This window comes from Streptosporangium becharense, from assembly GCF_014204985.1.
Lineage (GTDB): Bacteria > Actinomycetota > Actinomycetes > Streptosporangiales > Streptosporangiaceae > Streptosporangium > Streptosporangium becharense.
This window is the reverse complement of sequence record NZ_JACHMP010000001.1, coordinates 7,350,923-7,373,772: the sequence shown is the minus strand read 5'-3', so window position 1 is coordinate 7,373,772 and position 22,850 is coordinate 7,350,923. Positions and strand designations below refer to the sequence as shown.

General features: G+C 71.5%; 20 protein-coding genes. 12 read left to right on the top strand and 8 right to left on the bottom strand.

The window, feature by feature from the left end:
- Nucleotides 1-103: 103 nt before the first annotated feature.
- The 3 genes from F4562_RS31895 to F4562_RS31885 all read left to right on the top strand — a co-directional run bounded on the left by F4562_RS31895 (nt 104) and on the right by F4562_RS31885 (nt 4,774).
- Nucleotides 104-1,453 (top strand): cation:proton antiporter, encoded by a 1,350-nt coding sequence (locus tag F4562_RS31895; protein ID WP_184546900.1) that lies wholly within the window; start codon nt 104-106, stop codon nt 1,451-1,453.
- Nucleotides 1,454-1,803: 350 nt separating this feature from the next.
- On the top strand, nt 1,804-3,714 hold the full coding sequence (locus F4562_RS31890) for a pentapeptide repeat-containing protein (protein ID WP_184546898.1): 1,911 nt from the start codon (nt 1,804-1,806) through the stop codon (nt 3,712-3,714).
- A 196-nt stretch (nt 3,715-3,910) separates the two neighbouring features.
- The gene (locus F4562_RS31885; protein ID WP_184546896.1) at nt 3,911-4,774 is read left to right on the top strand and encodes an alpha/beta hydrolase family protein; all 864 of its coding nucleotides are present in this window, start codon (nt 3,911-3,913) and stop codon (nt 4,772-4,774) included.
- Between the two features lie 38 nt (nt 4,775-4,812).
- Here F4562_RS31885 and F4562_RS31880 read toward each other — a convergent pair whose 3' ends face one another.
- Genes F4562_RS31880 through F4562_RS31870 form a run of 3 tightly spaced genes read right to left on the bottom strand, consistent with a single transcriptional unit; the run spans nt 4,813 to nt 6,733 of the window.
- Complete coding sequence (locus F4562_RS31880; protein ID WP_184546894.1) at nt 4,813-5,514, bottom strand: hypothetical protein; 702 nt, start codon at nt 5,512-5,514, stop codon at nt 4,813-4,815.
- Nucleotides 5,511-6,377: an ATP-binding cassette domain-containing protein gene (locus tag F4562_RS31875; RefSeq protein WP_184546892.1), complete on the bottom strand. Its 867-nt coding sequence runs from the start codon at nt 6,375-6,377 to the stop codon at nt 5,511-5,513. The genes F4562_RS31880 and F4562_RS31875 overlap by 4 nt, the downstream gene beginning before the upstream one ends.
- Nucleotides 6,374-6,733: a GntR family transcriptional regulator gene (locus F4562_RS31870; RefSeq protein WP_184546890.1), complete on the bottom strand. Its 360-nt coding sequence runs from the start codon at nt 6,731-6,733 to the stop codon at nt 6,374-6,376. Before F4562_RS31870 ends, F4562_RS31875 begins: the two co-directional genes overlap by 4 nt.
- A 203-nt stretch (nt 6,734-6,936) precedes the next feature.
- Between F4562_RS31870 and F4562_RS31865 the strand changes: the two genes are divergently transcribed.
- Nucleotides 6,937-7,335: a YciI family protein gene (locus F4562_RS31865; protein ID WP_184546888.1), complete on the top strand. Its 399-nt coding sequence runs from the start codon at nt 6,937-6,939 to the stop codon at nt 7,333-7,335.
- Between the two features lie 199 nt (nt 7,336-7,534).
- Here the strand turns inward: F4562_RS31865 and F4562_RS31860 are convergent, their stop codons facing one another.
- Entirely contained in the window at nt 7,535-8,158 is a 624-nt protein-coding gene (locus F4562_RS31860; protein ID WP_221207772.1) for a CGNR zinc finger domain-containing protein, read from the bottom strand.
- A 56-nt stretch (nt 8,159-8,214) separates the two neighbouring features.
- Here F4562_RS31860 and F4562_RS31855 point away from each other — a divergent pair, with 56 nt between their 5' ends.
- On the top strand, nt 8,215-8,595 hold the full coding sequence (locus tag F4562_RS31855; protein WP_184546886.1) for a nuclear transport factor 2 family protein: 381 nt from the start codon (nt 8,215-8,217) through the stop codon (nt 8,593-8,595).
- Between the two features lie 166 nt (nt 8,596-8,761).
- On the opposite strand, the gene F4562_RS31850 is transcribed toward F4562_RS31855, so the two are convergent.
- From F4562_RS31850 to F4562_RS31835, 4 genes are read right to left on the bottom strand one after another with little or no spacing between them, the layout of a single operon-like run.
- Nucleotides 8,762-9,553: an SDR family NAD(P)-dependent oxidoreductase gene (locus tag F4562_RS31850; RefSeq protein WP_184546884.1), complete on the bottom strand. Its 792-nt coding sequence runs from the start codon at nt 9,551-9,553 to the stop codon at nt 8,762-8,764.
- Complete coding sequence (locus tag F4562_RS31845; RefSeq protein WP_184546882.1) at nt 9,550-10,392, bottom strand: amidohydrolase family protein; 843 nt, start codon at nt 10,390-10,392, stop codon at nt 9,550-9,552. Before F4562_RS31845 ends, F4562_RS31850 begins: the two co-directional genes overlap by 4 nt.
- Nucleotides 10,389-11,570: a mandelate racemase/muconate lactonizing enzyme family protein gene (locus F4562_RS31840; protein WP_184546880.1), complete on the bottom strand. Its 1,182-nt coding sequence runs from the start codon at nt 11,568-11,570 to the stop codon at nt 10,389-10,391. The genes F4562_RS31845 and F4562_RS31840 overlap by 4 nt, the downstream gene beginning before the upstream one ends.
- On the bottom strand, nt 11,570-12,931 hold the full coding sequence (locus F4562_RS31835) for an aspartate aminotransferase family protein (protein WP_221207771.1): 1,362 nt from the start codon (nt 12,929-12,931) through the stop codon (nt 11,570-11,572). The genes F4562_RS31840 and F4562_RS31835 overlap by 1 nt, the downstream gene beginning before the upstream one ends.
- A 214-nt stretch (nt 12,932-13,145) precedes the next feature.
- Between F4562_RS31835 and F4562_RS31830 the strand changes: the two genes are divergently transcribed.
- From F4562_RS31830 to F4562_RS31800, 7 genes are all read left to right on the top strand, one after another.
- The gene (locus F4562_RS31830) at nt 13,146-13,907 is read left to right on the top strand and encodes an IclR family transcriptional regulator (protein ID WP_184546876.1); all 762 of its coding nucleotides are present in this window, start codon (nt 13,146-13,148) and stop codon (nt 13,905-13,907) included.
- A 192-nt stretch (nt 13,908-14,099) separates the two neighbouring features.
- Nucleotides 14,100-16,127: a hypothetical protein gene (locus tag F4562_RS31825; RefSeq protein ID WP_221207770.1), complete on the top strand. Its 2,028-nt coding sequence runs from the start codon at nt 14,100-14,102 to the stop codon at nt 16,125-16,127.
- 25 nt (nt 16,128-16,152) lie between these two features.
- On the top strand, nt 16,153-18,381 hold the full coding sequence (locus F4562_RS31820) for a putative phage tail protein (protein ID WP_221207769.1): 2,229 nt from the start codon (nt 16,153-16,155) through the stop codon (nt 18,379-18,381).
- Nucleotides 18,382-19,740 (top strand): Gfo/Idh/MocA family protein, encoded by a 1,359-nt coding sequence (locus tag F4562_RS31815; RefSeq protein WP_311734239.1) that lies wholly within the window; start codon nt 18,382-18,384, stop codon nt 19,738-19,740.
- A gap of 21 nt (nt 19,741-19,761) precedes the next feature.
- On the top strand, nt 19,762-21,021 hold the full coding sequence (locus F4562_RS31810) for an ABC transporter substrate-binding protein (RefSeq protein ID WP_221207768.1): 1,260 nt from the start codon (nt 19,762-19,764) through the stop codon (nt 21,019-21,021).
- A 58-nt stretch (nt 21,022-21,079) separates the two neighbouring features.
- Nucleotides 21,080-21,958: a carbohydrate ABC transporter permease gene (locus F4562_RS31805; RefSeq protein WP_184546874.1), complete on the top strand. Its 879-nt coding sequence runs from the start codon at nt 21,080-21,082 to the stop codon at nt 21,956-21,958.
- Nucleotides 21,955-22,845 carry a carbohydrate ABC transporter permease gene (locus F4562_RS31800; RefSeq protein ID WP_184546872.1) on the top strand — a complete coding sequence of 297 codons (891 nt, stop codon included), beginning with the start codon at nt 21,955-21,957 and terminating at the stop codon, nt 22,843-22,845. Before F4562_RS31805 ends, F4562_RS31800 begins: the two co-directional genes overlap by 4 nt.
- Nucleotides 22,846-22,850 lie beyond the last annotated feature (5 nt).

Below are 22,850 nucleotides of genomic sequence, written 5' to 3'. Positions count from 1 at the left end.
TTCAAGCATTGATCGGCGTTCTCCCCTTTGTCAGATTTGACGCCGTGCCGCCTCTGCCTGGGGAGGCAGAGCGGCGCCTCGTGAGAGACCGAAGGGGTCTGTCGTGCATCTTTCGCTCCCGGCGCCGGTGGCGCCGATCGCCGCCCACGAACTTCTGATCTTCCTACTCCAGATCGGCCTGCTCCTGCTGCTGGCCCTCACCCTCGGCCAGCTCGCCAGAAGGTTCGGCATGCCCGCCGTGGTCGGCGAGCTGTTCGTCGGCGTGGTCCTCGGCCCGTCGTTCCTCGCCCACGTGGCCCCGGACGTGTCCGCGTGGCTGTTCCCGCAGGACGGCGCGCAGTTCCACCTGCTCGACGCGGTCGGGCAGATCGGGGTGATCCTGCTCGTCGGCATCACCGGCATCCACATGGACATGGGCCTGGTACGCCGCCGTGGCGCCACGGCCGCCGGGGTCAGCCTGGGCGGCCTGATCGTGCCGCTCGCGTTCGGCATCGGCGCCGGCTTCCTGCTCCCGGCCTCGCTCGTCCCGGACGGCACCGAGACGCTGGTCTTCGCGCTCTTCCTCGGTGTCGCGATGTGCGTCAGCGCCATCCCGGTCATCGCCAAGACGCTCATGGACATGGGACTGCTCCACCGCAACGTCGGCCAGCTCACGCTGACGGCGGGCATGATCGACGACGCGTTCGGCTGGCTCATGCTGTCGGTCGTGTCGGCCATGGCCACCACCGGCCTGCGCGCCGGCAACGTGGCGCTCTCGGTCGCCTACCTGGCGGCGGTCCTGGTGTTCGCGTTCGTCGTGGGCCGCCCGCTCGTGCGGCACGCGTTCCGCCTCGTCTCCCGGGGCACCGACCCCGGCCCGTCCGTCGCCACCGCCGCCGTGCTGATCCTGCTGGCCTCGGCCGGCACCCACGCCGTCGGCCTGGAGGCCGTCTTCGGCGCCTTCATCTGCGGCGTCCTGATCGGCAACACGAAGGGGGTCGACCCGGCGAGGCTCGCCCCGCTGCGCTCGGTGGTGCTCTACGTCTTCGCGCCGATCTTCTTCGCCACCGCCGGTCTGCGGATGGACATGACGTCGCTGGCCGACCCGATGGTCCTGCTGGCCGGACTCGCCGTGCTGGCCGTGGCGATCATCGGCAAGTTCGTCGGCGCGTACGCCGGTGCGCGTGCCAGCCGGCTCAACCGGTGGGAGGCGCTCGCCCTGGGTGCGGGCCTCAACGCCCGCGGCGTGATCGAGGTGGTCGTCGCCATGGTGGGCCTGCGGCTGGGCATCCTCAGCGTCGAGGTCTACACGATCGTGATCCTGGTGGCGATCGTGACCTCGCTCATGGCCCCGCCCATCCTGCGCTGGGCCATGGCGAGGGTGGAGCAGACCGCCGAGGAGGAACTGCGCGAGAGCGAGCAGCTCTCCTGGGCCACCGGTCAGCCCCAGACGGACACCTCCGAGCACATCTGACGGTCCGGCCCGGCCCGTTCCCCCCGCCCCGCTGCCGGGTGGGACGGGCCGGACAGGCGAAGAGCCGGGACGCTGCCGGGCAGGCTGGGCGGGATGGGAGAACCGGGACGGTACCAGGCAGGCCGAGCAGGCCGAGCAGGCTGGGCCGACGGGGAGAGCCGGGGCGGCGGAAGGCGGTTCGCAAGCGGGCCGCAAGCAGCCCCTCCTACAACGGGTCACGTTCCCGTATGGTCCATCGGGCGGGCTCCCTCCCCTCGGGTGCCCGCCGCACCGGCCTGTCCCCGCACCGCCGCCCGGCTCGCCCCCCCACCGGCGGGATCCACGAGCCCGGGGGAGATAGTGAGAGAAAGATGTCCAGCCTCCTCCGCCTGCTCGCAGGCGTGGTGACCCTCTCGGCGGTCGCGCTGCCGCTCTCCCCGTCCCCGGTGCCCGCCCTCGCCGCCTCCGGTGCCGCGACCGCCGCCCTCACCGCCCCGTCCACCGCCGCCCTCGCCACCACACCCGCGACCGCCCTCGCCACCACAGCCGCCGGTTCCGGGGCCGGAACCGCGCCAACCGGCGGCGCCGGAACCACCTCCGGTGCCGTGTCCGGCAGCGCACCCGGGTGCGAACCCGGCAGTGGCCGCGAGCTCGCCGGCAAGGATCTCACCCGGGTGAGGCTTCCGGCCGACCTCTCCTGTGCCGACCTGCGCCGCGCCACGCTGGACGGCGTGACCGTGACCAGCGTGCTCGACGGGGCCGACCTGCGCGGCGCCTCGCTCAAGGGCGCCCACCTCCAGTACGCCAAGCTGGCCGGGGCCGACCTGCGTGGCGCCGACCTGTCCGAGGCGGAGATGTACTACGCGGACCTGCGCGGTGCGGACCTGCGCGAGGCGGTCATGGACGACACCTCCCCGTACTACGCGCACTTCGAGGGTGCCGACCTACGGGGGGCTCGGCTGGTGCGGGCCAAGACGTACTCGGCGCAGTTCGACGACGCGAAACTGGCCGGCGCGGACCTCAGCGACGCCGACGCCTACGGCGCGGACATGCGCCGCGCCGATCTCAGCGAGGTCGTCGCCGTCAAAACCCGGCTCTACGGCGCCACACTGATCAAGACCGTGTTCCGGGACGCCGACCTGACCGGCGCGCAGATGTACCAGTCGACGATGGACGGCGCCACCTTCCAGGGCGCCGACCTGACCGGCGCCGACCTGCGTGAGGCCAGGGGTGCCGTGCTCACGGGCAGCAAGGGCGTGCCCAAGGACCTTCCGGCGCCTGACCCCTCGTGCGCGCCGGGCAGCGGGCAGAACTACGCGGGCTGGGATCTCACCACGGTCGCCGACTTCCCCGACGACCTCAGCTGTGCCGACCTGACCGGCGCCAAGCTCGACGGGGCGGACCTGGGCGGGGTCAAGCTGCACCGGGCGATCCTGCGCGACGTGTCGGCCGCCGGGGTCAGGATCCGCCACGCCGAGGGGGCCGACCTGCGGGGCGCCCGCATGGAACGCGCCGATCTCAGCAGCGCCGAGCTGACCCGGGCGAACCTGTCCGGGGCGCGACTGCGGGGGGCGGACCTCACCAGCGGCGAACTGGCCGGGGCCGACCTGTCGAAGGCGAGCCTGCCGGGGGCGTCCCTCGGCAGCGCCGACCTGAGCGGGGCGAAGCTGGGCGGTGCGGACCTGCGTGACGCACGGCTCGGCAGCGCCACCGGCGAGGACACCGACTTCACCGCCGCCCGGATGGACGGAGCCGACCTGAGCAGCGGCTCCTTCCCCGGCGCGATCTTCCGCCGGGCGGTCCTGACCGACGCCCGGGTCGCCCACGCGAAACTGCGCGGAGCCGTCTTCGAGGACGCCGACGTCACCGGCCTCGACACCAGGTGGGCCGAGAACGCCGACCTGAGCGGTTCCTTCAGCCGGATGGCGACGGGATGGAAGATCTTCTTCTCCGTCTGCGGCCTGATCGCGCTCTGGATCCTGACCGTTCTGACCCGCAGGAGGCTGCGGAGGTGGAAGACCTCGCGTCAGGAGGCCGCCCGGCGGGAGGCCCGGACGGAGAAGGTCAGACGGTCCCAGGAGGAGAACGTCACGCGGCTGGGCGAGGAGATCGACCGGCTGGACGCCGAAGGCGGGGAGAAGGCCGACTGGCAGCGGGCCCTCGACTGCTACGACGCCGCCAAGGAGGCGCTGGCCGCGGCACGCGACATCGACGAGATCAAGGCCGTCGACGTCATCGTGGCCCGGGGCCGCGACGCCCTGCGGGGCCGCTCGCCCCGGTGAGACCCGCGGGCGGGTGCGGCACCGTGTCCCCGGCCCAGCCGGACACGCCGGACACCCCTCGGAACTGACATCCTGCGGGCCGGCGGTCCGTAGGGGAGACACGGGGGTTCACCCCTGGCGGAAGTGGGTTCCATGGTCCTTCCGCCCGGCCTATGGTGGCGTCGGTGTCCATGAGCGGAGCCGGAAGGGGCGGCGGATGAACGGGTGGCCGACCGAACCGATCTCGGGCACGGCCGCCGGCGTGCCGTTCACGGCGCTGCCACCGGCCCGCCCGCCGGAGGGTGCGGCGCAGGGCACCGCACCGCTGGTGGTGACCTGGCACATGATCGACGCGCCGTGCACGGACGCCGCGTTCGCCGCGGCGCTCCCCATGGCCGGCGTGCCGGCCTGGCGGGTGCATCTGGGCATGCCGCTGTGCGGGCGGCGGATGCTCGACAGCGGGATGAACGCGATCCTCGAGCGCGCTCGCCGTGACACGGTGCTGGCCTACCTGGAACCGATGGTCCGGCAGGCCGTCGAGGAGTTCCCGGCCGCGCTGGCCGCGCTGCGCGAACGGCTGCCGGTCGACGACGGGCCGATCAGCGTGGTCGGCGGCTCCCTGGGCGGGGCCGTCGCCCTGAGCGTCCTGACCCGCTGTGAGATCCCGGTCGCGGCGGCGGCTCTGGTCAACCCCGCGATCCGGGCCCGCTCGGTGGTCGGGCTCGTGGAGGGCGTCACCGGCCGGCCGTACGAATGGAGCGAGGAGGCCGCGGAGGCGGCCGACCGGCTCGACTTCGTGGCCCGCGCCGAGGAGATCGCCGACCGGGTGCCGCGGCCTCCGTTGCTGGTGGTCAGCGGCGAGCTCGACTTCCCGGCGCTCCGCGCGGACGCCGCCGCCCTGGTCGGCGCGTTGCGTGAGCGCTACACCGACCCGGAGCGCGTCCGGCTGGCCACGGTGGCCGGGCTGGCGCACCCGCTGGCCGAGCAGCCGGGCCTGGAGCCGGCTCCGCAGCTGCCCGTGGCCGAGACCGTGGACGAGACGATCACCGAGTGGTTCCGGCGGCATCTCACCGCCGGCTGAGCGGCGCCGGTGCCGACGCCGCCCTTTCCCGGCGTCGGTCACGCGGGCTTGTTGCGCAGCGGCATGTCGCGGATGACCAGCCAGGTCAGCGCGAGGCCGAGCAGGGAGACGCCCAGGCCGGCGCCGAGCGTCAGCGGCAGCGACCCGGGCAGGTCCAGGCCGAGGCGGATGGCGAACGGGAACCGCAGCTGCGTGCCGGAAGCACCCGCGGCGAGCAGGACCAGGGCGATGCCGACCGGGATCGTGATCAGCCCGCCGTGCCGCCAGCGGTAGAACCCGGCGCCGGCGAAGGTGCCCGCGACGATCCAGGCGAGGAACTCGGTCAGATACTCGGCGAAGACGAGCGGCAGCTGCGTCGGCTCGGTGAACAGGTGGGCCTGGCCCAGCGCCTGCGGCCGGCTCGCCAGGCCGTAGAGCGCCGCCTCCAGCAGGTAGCCCACCGTGATCAGGGCGGACAGGAACGGTGCGAACAGGGCGACGGTGACGGCCGCGTGCACGCCGAACTGACGGCGGGTCTGCCCGTGCGCGATGTACATCGGCAGGAACTCCCTGACCAGGGCCACCCCGACGAACAGGGCGTACCACCGGGGAAGTTGGACGGCCTTCTCCCACGCGCTCTCGGTGAGCGTGCCGAAGACCGCGACGCCGACCGCGACGGCGGCGACGAACACCAGGAAAGCGGCCCACAACATCGCCGCCAGCCACATGTTGGCGGCGAGAAGACGGCTGGGAAATCTCATCGGGACTCTCCGGTCAGGTGGACGAACAGGTCCTGCATGGCGATCGGCCCGAGTTCCAGGCCGGACTCGGCGGCCTTGCGGCGCCGGGCGTCGTCGAGGTCGCCGTAGACCATCGCCGACTTGGTCGGACCGAGCTCCTTGGCGCCGAGCACGGTCAGCCCGCCGGTGAACGCGTCGACCTGCGCGGCGGGCCCGGTCACGGCCGCCCCCCTGGACAGCAGCGTCTGGCTCTCCTCGTGCACGACCAGCCGCCCCCTGTCGATGATCACGACTTCCTCGAACAGGGAGCTGACCTCCTCGATGAGGTGGGTGGACAGGATGATCGTGCGGGGGTGCGCCATGTAGTCGGCGAGCAACGCGTCGTAGAAGGCGTAGCGGGAGGGTGCGTCCATGCCCAGGTACGACTCGTCGAACATGGTCAGCGGTGCCCGGCCGGCCAGGCCCACGACGACGCCCATCGCCGAACGCTGCCCCTTGGACATCTCTTTGACGTTCTTCTTCGGTTCGAGCCCGAACAGGTCCATCAGGGAGCGGGCGTAGTCGGCGTCCCAGCCGGGACGCAGCCACTCGGCGAAGTAGAGGGCGTCCTCGGCGGTGCCGATGTCGACCGTCTCGCCCGCGTCGCGGATCAGGCTGATCCGGCTGGTGAGGCGCCCGTTCTCGAACACGGGCTGCCCGCCGATCCGCACGTCGCCCGCCGTCTGCCGGCGGAAGGCGGCCAGGATCGACAGCAGGCTCGTCTTACCGGAGCCGTTGCGGCCGAGTAACCCGTAGATCTTCCCCTCCTCCAGCGTGAGCGTCAGCCGGTCGAGTGCCGTGACGTCGCCGTAGCGCAGCACCAGGTCTTCGACCTCGATTCTCATCTCCCCTCCAGCTCCTCGATGTGCCTGATCACGTCACCGAGCGAGATCCCGATCGCCTTGGCCTGGGCGACCATCGGGTCGACCACCTCGGCGAAGAAGCTCTCCCGGTGCTTCACCCTGAGCGCGTCCCGGGCGCCCGAGCTGACGAACATGCCGATACCTCGTTTCTTGTAGAGAACACCCTCGTCGACCAGCTGCTGGAACGCCTTGGCCGCCGTCGCCGGGTTGATCCGGTAGAAGGCGGCGTACTGGTTGGTGGACATGACCTGCTCGTCACCCTTCAGCGCCCCGTTCAGCACATCGGCTTTGATCCGCTCGGCGATCTGCCGATAGATCGGGCTCCGGTCGTCGAACATGGCACCTGCCTCTATGGTTCATTACTCTACTAATGAACCATAAAAGCGTGGCGACACCCGGTCAATCCCCGGAACCGGGCCCGCAGGAGAACCCGGCGGATTTTTTTCGCCCGAGTTCCCGGCAGGATGTCGAGAACGCGGGGGCGTGCTCCGACCCAGGGGTGAGAGTGCCACCGAGGCGCGCGAACGCGAGGAGCGACGACATGAAGTACATGCTGTTGATGCAGTTCGGCGAGCAGAGCGACATCCCGCCGATGAGCGCCTGGCTCCCGGAGGAGATCAAGGCGCACATCGAGTTCATGCACGAGACGAACCGCAGGCTCATCGACGCCGGGGAGTACGTGGAGGCGCAGGGGCTGGCGGCTCCGGAACAGGCCAGGATCGTCCGGGCCGGCGACGGTGGCGTCCCCGTCGTCACGGACGGCCCGTTCCCCGAGACGAAGGAGTTCCTGGTCGGTTACTGGATCGTCGACTGTGAGAGCCCGGAGCGGGCGGTCGAGCTCGCCGCGTCCGTCTCGGCGGCGCCCGGACCCGGCGGCAGGCCGCTGAACATGCCGATCGAGGTGCGCCAGGTGATGTCGGCCGCGCCTGCGGAGCAGTGACCGCCGGGTTACCCGGTCGTCGACGGCCTGCGGCGCGAGCGCGCCGCAGGCCGTCGGCGTGCTCATCCGGCGCTCCGGTGACGGCGGCGCCGCCGGGGACGCGGGGGACGCGGGGGACGTGGGGTCATCGGGCACGCCGAGGGCGGCGGGGACGCCGGGGACCCTGGGGTCAGCGGGGACGCCGCAGCGTGGTCCCGGGTCATTCCGGGGCGGTCGCCCGGGGGTAGGGGGCTCGGTCGCGCCGGGTGCGGAGCTTGCTGCGGTTGCCGCAGCGCTCCATGGAGCACCAGCGGCGTGTCGCCGGGCGGGAGGCGTCGAAGAACAGCAGGTAGCACTCCTCCCCCGCGCACATCCTGACCCGGTCGAGGTGCGGACCGCCGAACAGTTCGATGGCGTCGCGGGCGACGGCGGAGACGAACTGGGAGCCGGTCACCGGGGACGCCCAGGCGCGTTCGAGGCCGGGCACGAGGAACGGGGCCGGCGGCAGGGCGGGTGACGGGGCCGCGGCCGTCCTCAGCGCGGCGAGGTCGGCCTCCGGGAAGGCGCGCGAACCGGCGGCGGCGCGGACGGCGAGCCGCTGGACCGCCGCGCGCAGGCGGCGGGCCGCGGCCAGCTCGTCCGCGGTGACCGCGCAGGGGCCGGTGATGCCGGCCCGGGAACGGGAGATCCAGTCGGCGAGGTCGTCGGGCCGGTGCAGCCGCTCCCACCGCGCCAGCTCGCCCTCACCCCCGGTGAGCAGGAACTCCAGGCACAACGCGCCGGGATCGAACCAGAACCGCTGCCCGTCGAACGCGGTGAGCTCCATGCTGTTTGCCAGCCTCATGCGCGGAGTGTAACACTGACACCGGTTAAACCGGTGTCACCGACAAGGGGGACGGAATGAGCGTGGAGACCGAGCTGATCGAGCTGAGCGAGCGGGCGTGGGAGGCGAACCGGCACGGCGACGCCGAGTTCTACGACCGTTTCCTCACCGAGGCGCCGCTGAGCGTGTCCCCCTGGGGCATCGCCGACGACCGCGAGGCGATCCTGAAGGTGTTCGCCGCCAACGAGCATCCGTACGTCCGCACCGAGCAGAGCGACCATCGGGTGACCATGCTCGGCGCGGACGGCGCGCTGCACACCAGCACCGTGGAGATCGACGTGCTGATGAACGGCGTCGACAAGCAGACGATGAGGGTCTTCGCCACGACGGTGCTGGTCCGTCGCGACGGCGAGTGGAAGGCCGTCCTGTTCCAGGTCACCCCCGCGCCCGCCTGGTAAGGCGGCGGACGGCGTCTCGCGACCGGGTCGCGCGTCCCCGGCCGGGCCATGGGTCCGGCCGGGGGCGTGGGTCCAGCCGGGGGCGTGGGTCCAGCCGGGGGCGTGGGTCCGGGCGGGGGCGTGGGTCCAGCCGGACCCCGGCCGGGCCATGGGTCCGGCCGGGGCCTCAGCGGTCCTTCAGCGAGTTGCGGTAGGGCGGCATGAAGCGCAGCCTGGGCATCTGGTCGGCGAGCACCCCGCCGTCGACGACGAGCGTGGTGCCGGTGACGTAGCGGGCGGCGTCGGAGGCGAGGTAGACGACCGCACCCACCACGTCCTCGGGTGTGCCGTAGCCGCCGCGCAGCGGGATGCGCTCGGCCCAGGCGGCCTCGAACGCCTCCCGGTCGAAGGGGAACTCCCCGTCGATCGGGGTGGCGATCATCCCGGGGGCGACGGCGTTGACGGTGATGCCGTGCGGGCCGAGCTCCGCGGCGAGCGACTTGGTGATCAGCTCCAGGGCGCCCTTGGAGGCGTTGTAGTGCGCGAGACCCGCCTCGGCCATCAGCCCGTTCTTGGACGAGACGGAGATGATCCGGCCCGCCACCCCGTCGGCGATCATGTGCTCGGCGACCCGCTGGGACAGGAAGAACGCGGCGTCGGCGTTGACGCTCATGATCTCCCGCCACGACTCCACGGTGATCTCGTTGAAGTGCTGGAGCCGGGCCACCCCTGCGTTGTTGACCAGGATGTGGATCGGCCCGTGCTCGGCGCGGATCTCATCCGCCAGGCCGGCGAGTCCGGCGGTGTCGGCGAGATCGAAGCCGTGGGTGTGCTCGAAGTCCGCCAGGCCGGGAGCGCCGGGCCGGTCCACGGCGACCACCCGGGCCCCGGAGGCGGCCAGTCCCAGCGCGAAGGCCCGGCCCAGGCCGCGGGCGGCGCCGGTGACGACCGCGACCTTTCCGGACAACAGGGCCGTCACGCCAGCCCCAGCAGGTCGAGGGAGGGCCGGTGGATCAGCTTCTCGATCTCGTCACGGTCGAGGGGAGGCAGGCCGGGGATGCCCGGCACCTCCCCGACCGCGCGCAGGCCGTCGACGGAGGCGTTCACGGTGGTGAACGGGTAGTCGCTGCCGAACATGAGCTTGTGCCAGACCCCGTAGTCCTGGACCAGCCGCAGGCTGTGCCAGAGCTGGAAGGGCCGGTAGTGCAGCGCCGACACGTCGGCGTAGACGTGCCGGTGCTTGCGGATCACCGCGATGCACTCCCCCTCGTACGGGTGGCCGAGGTGGGCCAGGACCATCCGCAGTTCGGGGTGGCGGATGGCCACCTCGTCCAGGTGCACCGGCAGGGCGTACCGCAGCGGCGCGGCCGAGACGAACGTGGTCCCGGTGTGCACCAGCAGCGGCAGCCCGTGCTCGGCGGCGTAGGAGTAGAGCGGGTCGAGCGAGGGCGAGGCCGGGTCGAACCCGGCGTACATCGGCATCAGCTTGACGCCGCGCAGGCCGAGGTCCTGGTGGCCGTGCTCCAGTTCCTCGCGCCACCCGGGCTGGGTGGGGTCGAGGGACAGGTAGCCGATGAGCCGGTCGGGGTGCCCGGCCACGTAGGCGGCCACCGCCTCGTCGTCCACCCAGAGCCCCGACCTGCGCGCCTTGCCGCCGACGACGACCGTCCGGGTGCCCTCGGGCGCCGAGGTGGCGTAGTCGTCCCAGCGCACGGTGAGGTCGACCGGGCCGCCGTGGGCTCGCGCCGACTCGCCCGCGAACGGGTCGCCCACGTCGTCGGGGCAGGTGAACAGGTGTGAGTGGACGTCCACGATCATGTGCGGTTCCGCTTCTCCCAGCCTTCGGCGAACATGTTCCAGAAGCGGTGGCTCGGCGGGTGCTCGGCGAAGACCTCGTCGATCAGCTCGATGCCGAGGCCGGGCTCCGTGGGCAGGCCGATGTGCCCGTCCACCACCGGCAGCGCTCCGCGCACGGCCGCGAAGACGTGCTCCTCCAGCATCCCGTCGAAGGTCTCCAGGATCGTGAAGTTCGGCATGCCGAGCACCGCGTGCACCGAGGCGGTGGTGCAGACCGGCGAGTTGGAGTTGTGCGGCGCGACGAGCATCGCGTGCACCTCCGCCTGCGCGGCCAGCTTCCTGACCTCGGTGAACCCGCCGGCCATGGACAGGTCCGGCTGGATGATGTCGACGGCGCCGGTGGCGAACAGCCGGGCGTACTCGTAGCGGTTGTGGAAGTGCTCGCCGCCGGAGATCGGCATCGGAGCGCGTCGCCGCAGCTCGGCGTAGCGCTCGATGTGGGTCCAGGGCAGGGGTTCCTCGAACCAGCCGACGTCGTACGGTTCCAGCTCGCGCAGCAGCCGCACCGCGGTGGGCATGGCGAAGCGGGCGTGCCCCTCGATGAAGATGTCGACGTCGACCGCCTCGCGGACCGCGGCCACGATGTCGATCGAGCGGCGCAGCTCGGCCCGGGAGAGCTCGCCGAGCCCGGCGCCGAACGGGTCGAACTTCAGCGCGGTGTAGCCGCGGGCCACCACGTCCTTGGCGCGGGCGGCGAACTCCGCGGGGTCGCGTTCCCCGGTGTACCAGCCGTTGGCGTAGACCCTGACCCGGTCGCGGCAGGCGCCGCCGGTCAGCCGGTAGGCGGGCACGCCGAGCGCCTTGCCCATGATGTCGTACAGCGCCTGGTCGACCCCGGAGACGACGACCCCGCCGACGTCGCCGCCGCGCAGGAAGTCTCCCTGGTACATGCGCAGCCAGATCTCCTCGACGTCGAAGGGATCGGCGCCGATCAGGTGCCTGACGGCCATGGCCTCGGTCAGCGAGGTGGTCTCGCGGCCCCGGTAGGGGTGGGTGATCTCGCCCACGCCGCTGAGTCCTTCGTCGGTGTGGATCCGCACGTAGGAGAAGTCGCGCCAGGCGGTGCCGAGGGTCAGGGTCTCGACGCGGCTGATCCGCCCCGCGGGTCCGACGGGACGGGTGGTGTCGATGGTCAGCATCAGCGCACCGCCCCACCCATGGTGCTGGCGCCGGTCAGGTCGCCCACCGGGGCGCCGGCGGCGAGCTGGGCCCGGGCCGCCGCCTCGGCCGCCTCCAGCAGCCGGTCGACGTCGGCGTCGGTGTGGGCGTAGGAGACGTGGCTGCGCTTGAGGTTGAGCGGCAGCTCGAACACTCCGTGCTCCAGCAGCCTGCGACGGTATCCGATGAACATGGCGGCATCATTGCGCAGCAGGTCGTCGTAGGTGCGGGCGGGTCCCGTCATGAAGTACGCGACGAAGACGGAGCCGAAGCCGGTGACGAGGGCGGGCAGGCCCAGGCCGGCGAAGACGTCGGCGAGCCCGGTGCGGATGCGCTCGCCGAGGCGGAACACGTGCTCGTGCACGGGCTCGGTGCGGAGCTTGCGCAGGGTGGCCAGGGCCGCGGCGACGACGGCCGGGTGCCCGTTGTAGGTGCCGGCGAAGAAGGCGGGGCCGCCGGGGCGGGAGCTGAACAGCTCCATCAGGTCGGCGCGGCCTCCGAGCGCGCCGACGGGGTAGCCGTTGGCGATGGCCTTGCCCATGGTGGTCAGGTCCGGGGTGATGCCGCTGAGCTTCTGCCAGCCGCCGAGGTCGTGCCGGAACCCGGTGATCACCTCGTCGAAGACGAGGACGCTTCCGGCCCGGGTGCACTCCTCGCGCAGCGTCGCGAGGAACTCCTGCTCCGGCAGCAGGCAGCCGACGTTGTGCGGGACCGGTTCGACGATGACGGCGGCGATGTCGTGGCCGTGTTCGGCGAACGCCGCGCGCACGGCGGCGGCGTCGTTGAACGGCAGGACGAGCGTCGCCTCCAGCACCTCGGGCAGGATGCCGGTCGAGATGGGGTCGCGGCCGCCGACGCGGTCGGGGGCGGAGATGACGTTGAGGCTGACCGCGTCGTGCCAGCCGTGGTAGCAGCCCTGGAACTTCACCACCAGCCGTCTGCCGGTCGCCGCCCGGGCGACCCGCAGCGCGTGGAAGGTGGCCTCGCTGCCGGTGCTGGTGAGCAGCACCTTCTCCACGCTGGGCACCAGTTCCACCAGCGTCTCGGCGAGCTCGACCTCGCCCCGGGTGACGCCGACCCCGCACAGGTCGACCGTGCGTCCGGCCTCGGCGACCGCCGCGCCGACGTCGGGGTCGTTGTGGCCGAGCAGCGGCGGGCCGAAGGCGGCGTGGTAGTCGACGAACTCGCGGCCGTCCGCGTCGCGGAACCTCGCACCCTCGGCGTGGACGATCACCAGGTCGGTGAGGCCGGGGACGCTGCGCTGCCCGCTGTTGACGCCGCCGGGGATGGCCAGGCGGGCACGTTCGGCCACCTGGGAACCGGACAGGACATCGTGCTTCACATCTTCTCCTCGGTGCGCCGGCCGGGGCCCAGCCCGGTCCCGGTCGGCGCTGTTTCTTCCGCCGCAGTGAAATTCCGAACAGTGTTTGGCAGTGCCGAACAGTGGTGGCGAGTCTAGGCGGGGGAAAATCGGACGGTCAACATGCATTTATGTAACAAGGCCGTTAATCTGTTCGGTTGTGACGAACACTGCTGCTGAAGATTCGCGTTATTGGGTGCGCAGCGTCGCCCGCGCGGCCGACGTGCTGGAGGCCCTGTCGGGCAGTGCCCAGGGGGCGGGCATGAGCGTGACCGACGTCGCCGCCGCCTGCGGGCTGAGCAAGAGCGCGGCCTTCGCCACCCTCTACACGCTGCGCCACTACGGCCTGGTCGCCGACGACGGCGAGGGCATGAACCGCCGCTACCGGCTCGGCATGGCGCTGGCCCGCCTCGGCAACCGGGCCCAGGACCAGCTCTCGCTGCGTGACCTGGCCCGCCCCAACCTCGTCGATTTAACCCGCCTGACCGGCATGAACTCGCGGCTGGCCGTGCCCGAGAGCGACCAGGCGGTGGTCGTCGACCAGGTCAGCAACGGCGAACGCATCCAGGTCGACCTGCGCATGGGCACCCGGGAGCTGCCGCACTGCACCGGCCTGGGCAAGGCGCTGCTCGCCGAGATGGACGACGCCGACGTGGCCCAGCTCATCGAGCGGATCGGCCTGGTGCGCCGCACCAGCCACACGATCACCGACCTGCCGACGCTGATGACCCACCTGCGGACCGTCCGCGAACTCGGTTACGCGGTCGACGACGAGGAGGACGCCGACGGCGTCTTCTGCATCGGCAGCGCGCTGCGCGACCACACCGGGGCCTGCGCCGGCGCGATCAGCATCACCGGGCTCAAGCGCGACCTGCCCGCCTGGCGGTACCAGGAACTGGGCCGGCAGGTGCGCGACACCGCCGAGCGGATCTCCCGGGATCTGGGATACGGGGCTTGACAGACCCCCGCGGCGGTGTCTAGCGTCCTCGCCATCGTCTCGGGCGAACAGCTGGCTCCCGATGTGTCGCAGCCCCGACCTCGGAAGTTCTGGCCAGCAGCTCCGCCGCCTGCACGCCTTCGCGTGTCGCCCGGCCTTCCGCACCACCCCCCTGCCGCGTTCCGCGAACGCGGACTCGAAGGTTGAGGCCCCATGAACCACGTGGCCACCGTCGCGCGACTGCTGGCGCTCGACACCGACCATCTCCCCCACGGCCTGCTCGTGCAGGTCGCCGGCTACCTCAAGCCCGGCGACGGGGGCGGCATGCTCGTCCGCTGGGACGCCGCCTCCACTCTCGCCCCCAACGGGGGCACCGTCCTGGCGCCGCCCCGCGCCCGCAGGGGCCGCTGGCTCCAGATCCACGACGGCGTCGGCGACTTCCGGCGCTTCGGGATCTTCAACGGCAAGGCCCCCGCCGACGCCGCCCTGGACGCCATGGTCGACGACCCGGCCATCCACCGGATCGAAGCCCACACCGACCTGCTCTTCGTCAAACGCCACACCTTCTCCCGCTCCGACATCGAGCTCGACTTCGGCGGCAACACCGTCCGCACCGACGGCATCGAGCGCAACACCCACGACAACCCCTTCGGCGCCGTCCTGTACTTCCGGGGCAAGGTCACCGACACGGTCGTCACCCACAAGCTCACCGCCGTCATGCCCGACCTGTCGGACGTCTTCGAGGTGGGCGACTCCTCGAAGTTCGCCGTCGGCCAGTGGTGGACCGCCGAGGTCGACGCGCTCGCCGGGAAGTACGAGCGCGAACTGCAGCGCATGGTCCAGGTCACCCAGATCGTCGACGGCTCCCGCATCCGGGTGAACTACAAGAACGGCTGGGAGCTGGCCGCCGGCCGCACGATCACCTGGACCCGGGTCGAGCCCGTCGAGCACGCGCACGTCCGCGACATGGTCTTCGTCGGGGCTCCGCCCTACGACGGGCCGGACGACGGCTCCGTCCCCGACGACCGCGAGTACACCGGCTCGCACCCGGTGGCCTACGAGTACGCCGTCTCGTGCGACGTCTCCGGCATCGAGGCCACCCGCACCTGGTGGCCGGTGATCATGCGGCGCTGGTGCACGCACTTCCGCACCGAGAGCTGCAGCCTCAAGAACCCGCCCACGGTGTTCTACGGCGGCGCCGGCTACCTCACCCAGCAGATCTACTGCCTGTACGGGCACGTCTCGAACTGCCACAGCTCCAACGCCCGCCACCTCAACGACTTCACCGCCTCGGCCTACTGCACGGTCGAGAACTGCCACGGCGACGGCGACGACGCCGGCGGCAACCCCTTCACCACCCACGGACAGTACGAGCACGACCTGGTCTTCACCGGCAACTCCGGGCTGATGGACATCGCCAACAGCGGCGCGCTCTGGGGGACGAGCGCCAAGCGGATCACCGTCCGCAAACACGTGTGCTCCTGGTTCGTCGCCGGAACGAAGATCACTGATCTGACGCTGGAGGACGTCCGGGTCATCCCCCGTTCGACGTTCGACCCCGCCGGAACGCTCCAGGTCAACGCCGACGGAATCCAGATGCGCGGCTGCTCGGCGAAGACGTTCGCCATCGGGCAGCGCTCCAACCGCTCCGGGCGGCCCAACGTGATCCAGGGCTGTTCCTTCGACCTTCCGGCGGGGGCGGTGGTGGTGCAGACCCCGGTGTCCAACCCGGTCCACTTCGTCGACTCCGTCCTGACCGGCCTGGACGGCGCGTTCTTCCGCGGTTCCGGGCCGCTCCGGTTCACCCGCTGCGAGCTGCGCGGCAAGAAGGGCGGCGGCGAACCCGTCACCGTCGGCGCGGCCGAGGTCGTGATCTCGGGCGGGTCGATCAGCGAGGCCCCCCTGCGGCTCAGCGCCGTACGGGACCAGACGCTGCGCCTAGGCGGCGGGGTGCGGGTGAGCGGCGGCGGACAGGCGCTGCTGTCGCGGGCCGAGGGGCCGGGACGGCTCCGCTGGGAACTGGTCGGATACCGCGGCGAGACCAGCGGCCAGACCGCCCATCTCGCCCTGACCTCGGGGGACGACCACTACCGCGCGGTCGGCTCCGTCTTCACCGGCGGCCGGCTGGTGCTCACCGGCGCCTCGACCGTGCTGCACACCCGGTGCGTGGAGGAGGGCCTGGAACGCTCCCTGCCCGCCGAGGGCCCCCGCGTCCGCGTCGCCGACAACCTCTCGCTCTGAGCCCCCCGTGAAAGAGAGACCCACGATGAACTCCCCCCACCGCACCGACGGCGCCGACAACCACGACAGCCTCGACAGCACCGCCGAGACCGGCCACCCCAGCCGCCCGGACCGCCGCCGGATCCTGCGTACCACCGGGTTCGCCGGGCTCGCCGCCGTCGGCTCGCTGCTCATCGCCCAGCCCGCAGCCGCCGACCCCACCCCCGCCGCGGACGCCGACGCCGACGCCCTCAAGCCCAAGGACGCCGTCCAGCAGGCCGACACCGTCGCCCGGCTGCTGTCGTTCGAGCCCCGCTACCTGGCCGACGGCACGCTCGCCCAGGTCGCCGGCTACCTCAAGCCCGGCGACGGGGGCGGCATGCTCGTCCGCTGGGACGCCGCCTCCACCCTCGTCCCCAACGGGGGCACGGTGCTCGCCCCGGCCGGGGCCGCCAAGGGCCGCTGGCTCCAGATCCACGACGGCGTCGGCGACTTCCGGCGCTTCGGGATCTTCGACGGCAAGGCCCCCGCCGACGCCGCCCTCGACGCCATGGTCAACGACCCGGCCATCCACCGGATCGAAGCCCACACCGACCTGCTCTTCGTCAAACGCCACACCTTCTCCCGCTCCGGCATCGAACTCGACTTCGGCGGCAACACCGTCCGCACCGACGGCATCGAGAAGGCCGGGCAGGACGACCCGTTCGCGGCGGTGCTGCTGTTCCGCGGCAAGGTCACCGACACCGTGGTCACCCACAAGCTCACCGCCGTCATGCCCGACCTGTCGGACGTCTTCGAGGTGGGCGACTCCTCGAAGTTCGCCGTCGGCCAGTGGTGGGCCGCCGAGGTGAACCAGCTGACCGGCCGGTGGGAGAAGGAGCTGCAGAAGCTCGTCCAGGTCACCCAGATCGTCGACGGCTCCCGCATCCGGGTGAACTACAAGAACGGCTGGGAGCTGGCCGCCGGCCGCACGATCACCTGGACCCGGGTCGAGCCCGTCGAGCGCGCGCACGTCCGCGACATGGTCTTCTTCGGCGTCGAGGGCGGCGACCAGTACACCGGCTCGCACCCGGTGGCCTACGAGTACGCCGTCTCGTGCGACGTCTCCGGCATCGAGGCCACCGGCACGTTCTGGCCGGTGATCATGCGCCGCTGGTGCACCCACTTCCGCACCGAGCAGTGCACGCTGAAGAACCCGGCCTCGGTGACCTGGGGCGGCGCCGGCTACCTCACCCAGCAGATCTACTGCCTGTACGGGCACGTCTCCGACTGCCACACCGCCAACTCCCGCCACCTCAACGACTTCACCGCCTCGGCCTACTGCTATGTGGAGAACTGCCACGGCGACGGCGACGACCAGGGCCCGTTCGTCACCCACGGGCAGTACGAGCACGACCTGGTCTACACCGGCAACTCCGGCCTGATGACCTTCGCCAACTCCGGCGCCGCCTGGGGCTCGGCCGCCAAGCGGATCACCGTCCGCAAACACGTGTGCTCCTGGTTCGTCGCCCGGGTCAAGGTCACCGACCTGACCCTGGAGGACGTGCAGGTGATCGGCAAGCCCAGCCTGCAGGGCTCCGGCATGATCTGGGTCAACGCCGACGGCGTGCAGATGCGCGGCTGCTCGGCCAGCGACACGCTGATCCTCTCCCAGCAGTCGAGCCGGTCGGGCCGGCCCAACGTCATCGACGGCTGCACCTTCGCCCTGCCCGCCAAGAGCGAGATCGCCCAGGCGAACGTCACCTCCCCCGTGCACATCAGCCGCTCGGTCCTGACCGGGCTGGACGGCAACACCTGGAACGGCACCGGGGAGCTGCGGCTCACCGACACGATCCTGCGCGGGCGGGAGAACGGCGCACCCGTCACGGTGGCCGCCGCCACGCTCGTCCTGGACGGTTGCACGGTCAAGGACACCGGGCTGCGGGCGGCGGGCAAGGCCGACCAGCGGATCCGCCTGGAGGGCGGCACCGAGCTGAGCGGCACGGGCACGCTGCTCTCCCGCGCCGACGCCGCGGGGGCCGTCACCTGGGAGCTGGCCGGCCACCGCAGCGTCGCGGGCGGCGCCGAGGCCGTGCACGTCTCCCTGGAATCGGGCAGGAACCGTTATCTGGCGACGGGCTCCCAGTTCACCGGCGGGAAGCTCACGCTGAAGGCCGCCGCGTTCGGCGACGGCTCGTACCTGATGCACACCGGCAACGTGGAGGAGGGCGTCACCAGGACGGAACTCCCCCAGGACGGGCCCCGGGTGCAGACGACCGGAAACCTGGTGGTGTAGGTGGACAACGAACCCGGCACGACGGCCCACGGGGTCACGTCCGGCACGGCGGCCCGCGGCGGCGAACCCGCCGCGGCGCCCCGCGACCTGCCCGGCACGTGCGGGCCCCTCGGGCGGCCCGTCACGCTGGCGCTCGTCGGGGCGGGCAACCGGGGGCAGACCTACGCCTCCTGGGTGCGTGCCCACCCCGAGCGGGCCCGGCTGGTGGCCGTCGCCGACCCGGACCCGCTGCGGCGGGCCCGGGTGGCCGGTGACGGCGTCCGGGAGTTCTCCGACTGGACGGACCTGCTCGCCTCCGGTGAGCGGGTCGCGGACGCGGTGATCCTCGCAACCCAGGACCGGCTCCACGTCGAGCCCGCGGTCGCGCTGGCCGAGGCCGGCTACGACCTGCTGATGGAGAAGCCGCTGGCGCCGACCGAGGAGGAGTGCCGCCACATCGTCGAGGCGGTCACCCGGGCGGGCGTGCTGTTCGCCGTCTGCCACGTGATGCGCTACACGCCCTACACCGACCTGGTCAAGCGGGTCGTGGACGGCGGGACCCTCGGCGAGATCATGAGCGTCGAGCACCTGGAGCCGGTCGGCTGGTGGCACGCCGCCCACTCCTACGTGCGCGGGCCGTGGCGCAGCGAGCACCTGGCCAGCCCGATGCTGCTGGCCAAGTCGTGCCACGACCTCGACTGGCTCGGCTACATCACCGGGCGGCGGGTCGAGCGGGTGTCCAGCTTCGGCTCGCTCGGCCACTTCCGCCCCGAGCGGCGCCCGGCCGGGGCCGCCGACCGCTGCCTCGACTGCTCGATCGAACCGCGGTGCCCGTACTCGGCGCCCCGCCTCTACCTGGGCACGCTCGCCGAGCGCGGCCCGATCTGGCCGGTCAGCGTGATCACCAAAGGTTCCGACGAGGCCGCGGTGATCGAGGCGCTGCGCACCGGGCCGTACGGCAGGTGCGTGTACGCCTGCGACAACGACGTCGTCGACCACCAGGTGCTCGCCATGGAGCTGAGCGGCGGTGCCACCGCGACGTTCACCATGACGGCCTTCACCGAGCAGACCCACCGGCAGACCCGGATCTTCGGCACCCACGGCTGCCTCACCGGCGACGGCGAGCGCGTCCGGGTGGTGGACTTCCGCGACGGGAGCACCGAGGTGATCGAGGCCGGCACGACCGGCGGCTCCACCGCCGCCGACGACCACGGCGGCGGCGACAGCGCGCTGATGGACGCGTTCGTCCGCGCTCTGGCCACCGGTGACCCGGCGCACGTGCGGTCCGGGCCGGCCGACTCCCTCGACGGCCACCTGGCGGTCTTCGCCGCCGAGCGGGCCCGCCACACCGGCACGGTCGTCACCGTGCCCGACAAGTGATCTTCATTGGGAACACCCCCCATGACCGATGAGAGGACCATGTCCATGCGAATGCGCGCACTGGCCGCGGCGGCGCTGGCGACGGGAATGCTGGCCGCCTGCGGCGGCGGTTCCGACTCCGGCTCCGGCGACAAGCAGACCGTCACCATGTGGACCTACCCGGTGATCGCCGACCAGGCCAAGCACCAGGCGTTCTGGGACGAGCAGACCGCCGCCTTCGAGAAGGCCAACCCGTCCATCGACGTCAAGGTCGAGATCTACCCCTGGGCCAAGCGCGACGAGGCGCTGTCCACCGCGATCGCCGGGAACAAGGCCCCCGACGTGGTCTACCTGATCCCCGACCAGCTCCCCAAGTACGCCAAGACCCTCCAGCCCGTCGACGAGTACCTGTCGGCCGAGGCCAAGGCCGACTACCGCGACAACGCCAAGGCCTCGGTGACCATCGACGGCAAGATGATGGGCGCGCCGATCCTGATGACGTCCAACCCGCTGGTGTGCAACAAGAAGGCGTTCGACGCGGCGGGCGTGACGACCTACCCGACGACCTGGGACGAACTGCTGGAGCTCGCCCCCACGTTCAAGGACAAGGGCATCGACGTCACCAACCACTGGGCCGACCCGGCCGCGACGCTGAACCAGTCGTTCTACCCGCTGCTGTGGCAGGCCGGCGGTGACGTCTTCACCCCCGACGGCAAGAAGACGGCGTTCGCCGGCCCCGAGGGGATCAAGGCGCTGACCTTCCTGCGCAAGCTCGTCGACGGCGGGTACGTGGAGAAGGACCTGCTCACCGGGCTGCCCAAGTTCGAGCAGACCCACGTCGCGCAGAACAAGGTCGCCTGCACCTGGCAGCACGTCCCCGCCGACGTGGCGACGTTCTGGGGCGAGGAGAACATCAAGGTCTTCCCCCCGCTCAAGGACGTCAAGCAGGTCGCGTACGGCACCGTCGGCTCGCTGGCGATGTTCAAGGCCGCCGACGACAAGGAGGCGGCGGGCAAGTGGCTCGCCTTCGCCACCCGGCCCGAGGCCACCAAGGCCTACGACACGGCCTCCAACAACTTCTCCCCGCAGAAGTCGACCGGTTCCCTGTACGCGAGCGACCCGGTGCAGGGCGAGATGGAGAAGACCCTCGACCTGACCACGGCCGGTCCGCTGAACGAGAAGGCCCGTGACGTCATGGGCGTGCTCGCCCCCGAGATCCAGGCCGCGCTGATCGGCAAGAAGACCCCCGAGCAGGCCCTCGCCGACGCCGCCGCCGCGGCCGACGCCCTGCTGGGCGGCTGACGACACACGCCGGGGCCCGCACCCGCCCACCCGCGGGCCCCGGAGACAAGGAGACGACATGGCGACGACGACCGCCGAGGCGCCCCGCCGGGGGGCCATCTCACGGTGGGAGACACGGACGGGGCTGCTGTTCGTCCTGCCGTGTTTCCTGCTGTTCCTGGCCTTCCGGTTCGGGCCGTCCATCGCCGGGGTGCTGCTCGGCTTCTTCGAGTTCTCCATCGGCGACAGCCCGGCCTTCAACGGGCTGGAGAACTTCCGGCGGTTGCTCGGCGACCCGGTGTTCTGGGACTCGCTGCGGGTCACGCTGGTCTACACGGTGCTGTACGTCCCGCTGTCGATCGGCATGTCGCTGGGCATGGCGCTGCTGGTGCGCAGGTCCTTCCGCGGGGCGGGCTTCTTCCGTTCGGTGTTCTTCCTGCCGGTCGTGACCAGCCTGGTGCTGGCCGGGACGGTGTTCACCTGGCTGTTCTCCTCCGAGGGGCCGTGGACGAAGCTCACCGGCGAACCGTGGCTGGCCTCGACCACCCTGGTCATCCCCGCCCTGGTCATGGTCTCGGTGTGGTCGAAGTTCGGGTACGGCATGCTGATCATCCTGGCCCGGTTGCAGGACCTGCCGCGTGAGCTGGAGGAGGCGGCGCTCACCGACGGGGCCGGGGTGTGGCAGCGCTTCCGCCACATCGTGGCCCCGCAGCTGCGTCCGGCGCTGTTCTTCGTCGCGGTGATCGAGACCACCGGTTCCTTCCAGGTGTTCGACCTGGTCTACGTGATGACCGGCGGCGGCCCCGCGCACTCCAGCTACACCCTCGTGATGGCCCTGTACGACCAGGGCTTCAAGTACTTCGACTTCGGCTACGCCAGCGCCATCGGCGTCGCCCTGTTCGTGATGACCCTCGTCGTCGCGCTCATCCAGCGCCTGATCATCGGGAGGAACCGGTGAGCCTGACCGCCACCCGTCCGGCACCGTCCAAGCAGCCGGCTCCGTCCCGCCGTCGCGCGTACAAGGCGCTGGAGCCCTCACCGGCGGGCAAGGCCGTCCGGGTGGCGCTGCTCGCCATCGCCACCCCGATCACGCTGTTCCCGTTCTACGCGATGGTCGTGCTGTCGCTGAAGCCCGCCGCGGCCGTGGAGTTCCCGGGCAGTCTGCTGCCCTGGCCGATCGACACCGGCGCCTACGAGCAGGTGCTCGGCGGACGCGACCTGCTGCTGTGGACGTTCAACACGCTCGTCTACTCGGTGGTCAGCGTGGTGGCGGTGCTGCTGCTGGCCTCCCTGGCCGGGTACGCGTTCGCCAAGAAGCGCTTCCCCGGCCGGGAGACCATGTTCTGGTCGTTCCTGTCGATGGTGATGGTCCCCTACCACGTCACGCTGATCCCGACGTTCGTCCTCATCGCGGAGCTGGGCGGGGTCGACACCTACTGGGGGCTCATCCTGCCGACGCTCGCCAACGCGCAGGCGGTGTTCCTGATGCGGCAGTTCATCATGGGCCTGCCCGACGAGCTGTTCGAGGCGGCACGCCTGGACGGGTGCTCGGAGTGGCGGGTCTTCACCCGGATCGTGCTGCCGCTGTGCAAGCCGATCCTGGCCACGCTGGGCGTGTTCGTCTTCCTGTGGCACTGGAACGACTTCCTCTGGCCGCTGATCATCGGCCAGGGTGCCGAGATGCGCACGCTCACCGTCGGCATCGCTTCGCTGCAGCAGGAGAACGTGCCGCTCAACGTGGTCCTCGCCGGGGCGACCGTCGCGTTCGTCCCCATCTTCGCCGCCTACCTGGTCGGCCAGCGCTACTTCACCGAGGGCGTCACCATGTCCGGCATCAAGGGTTGATCAGA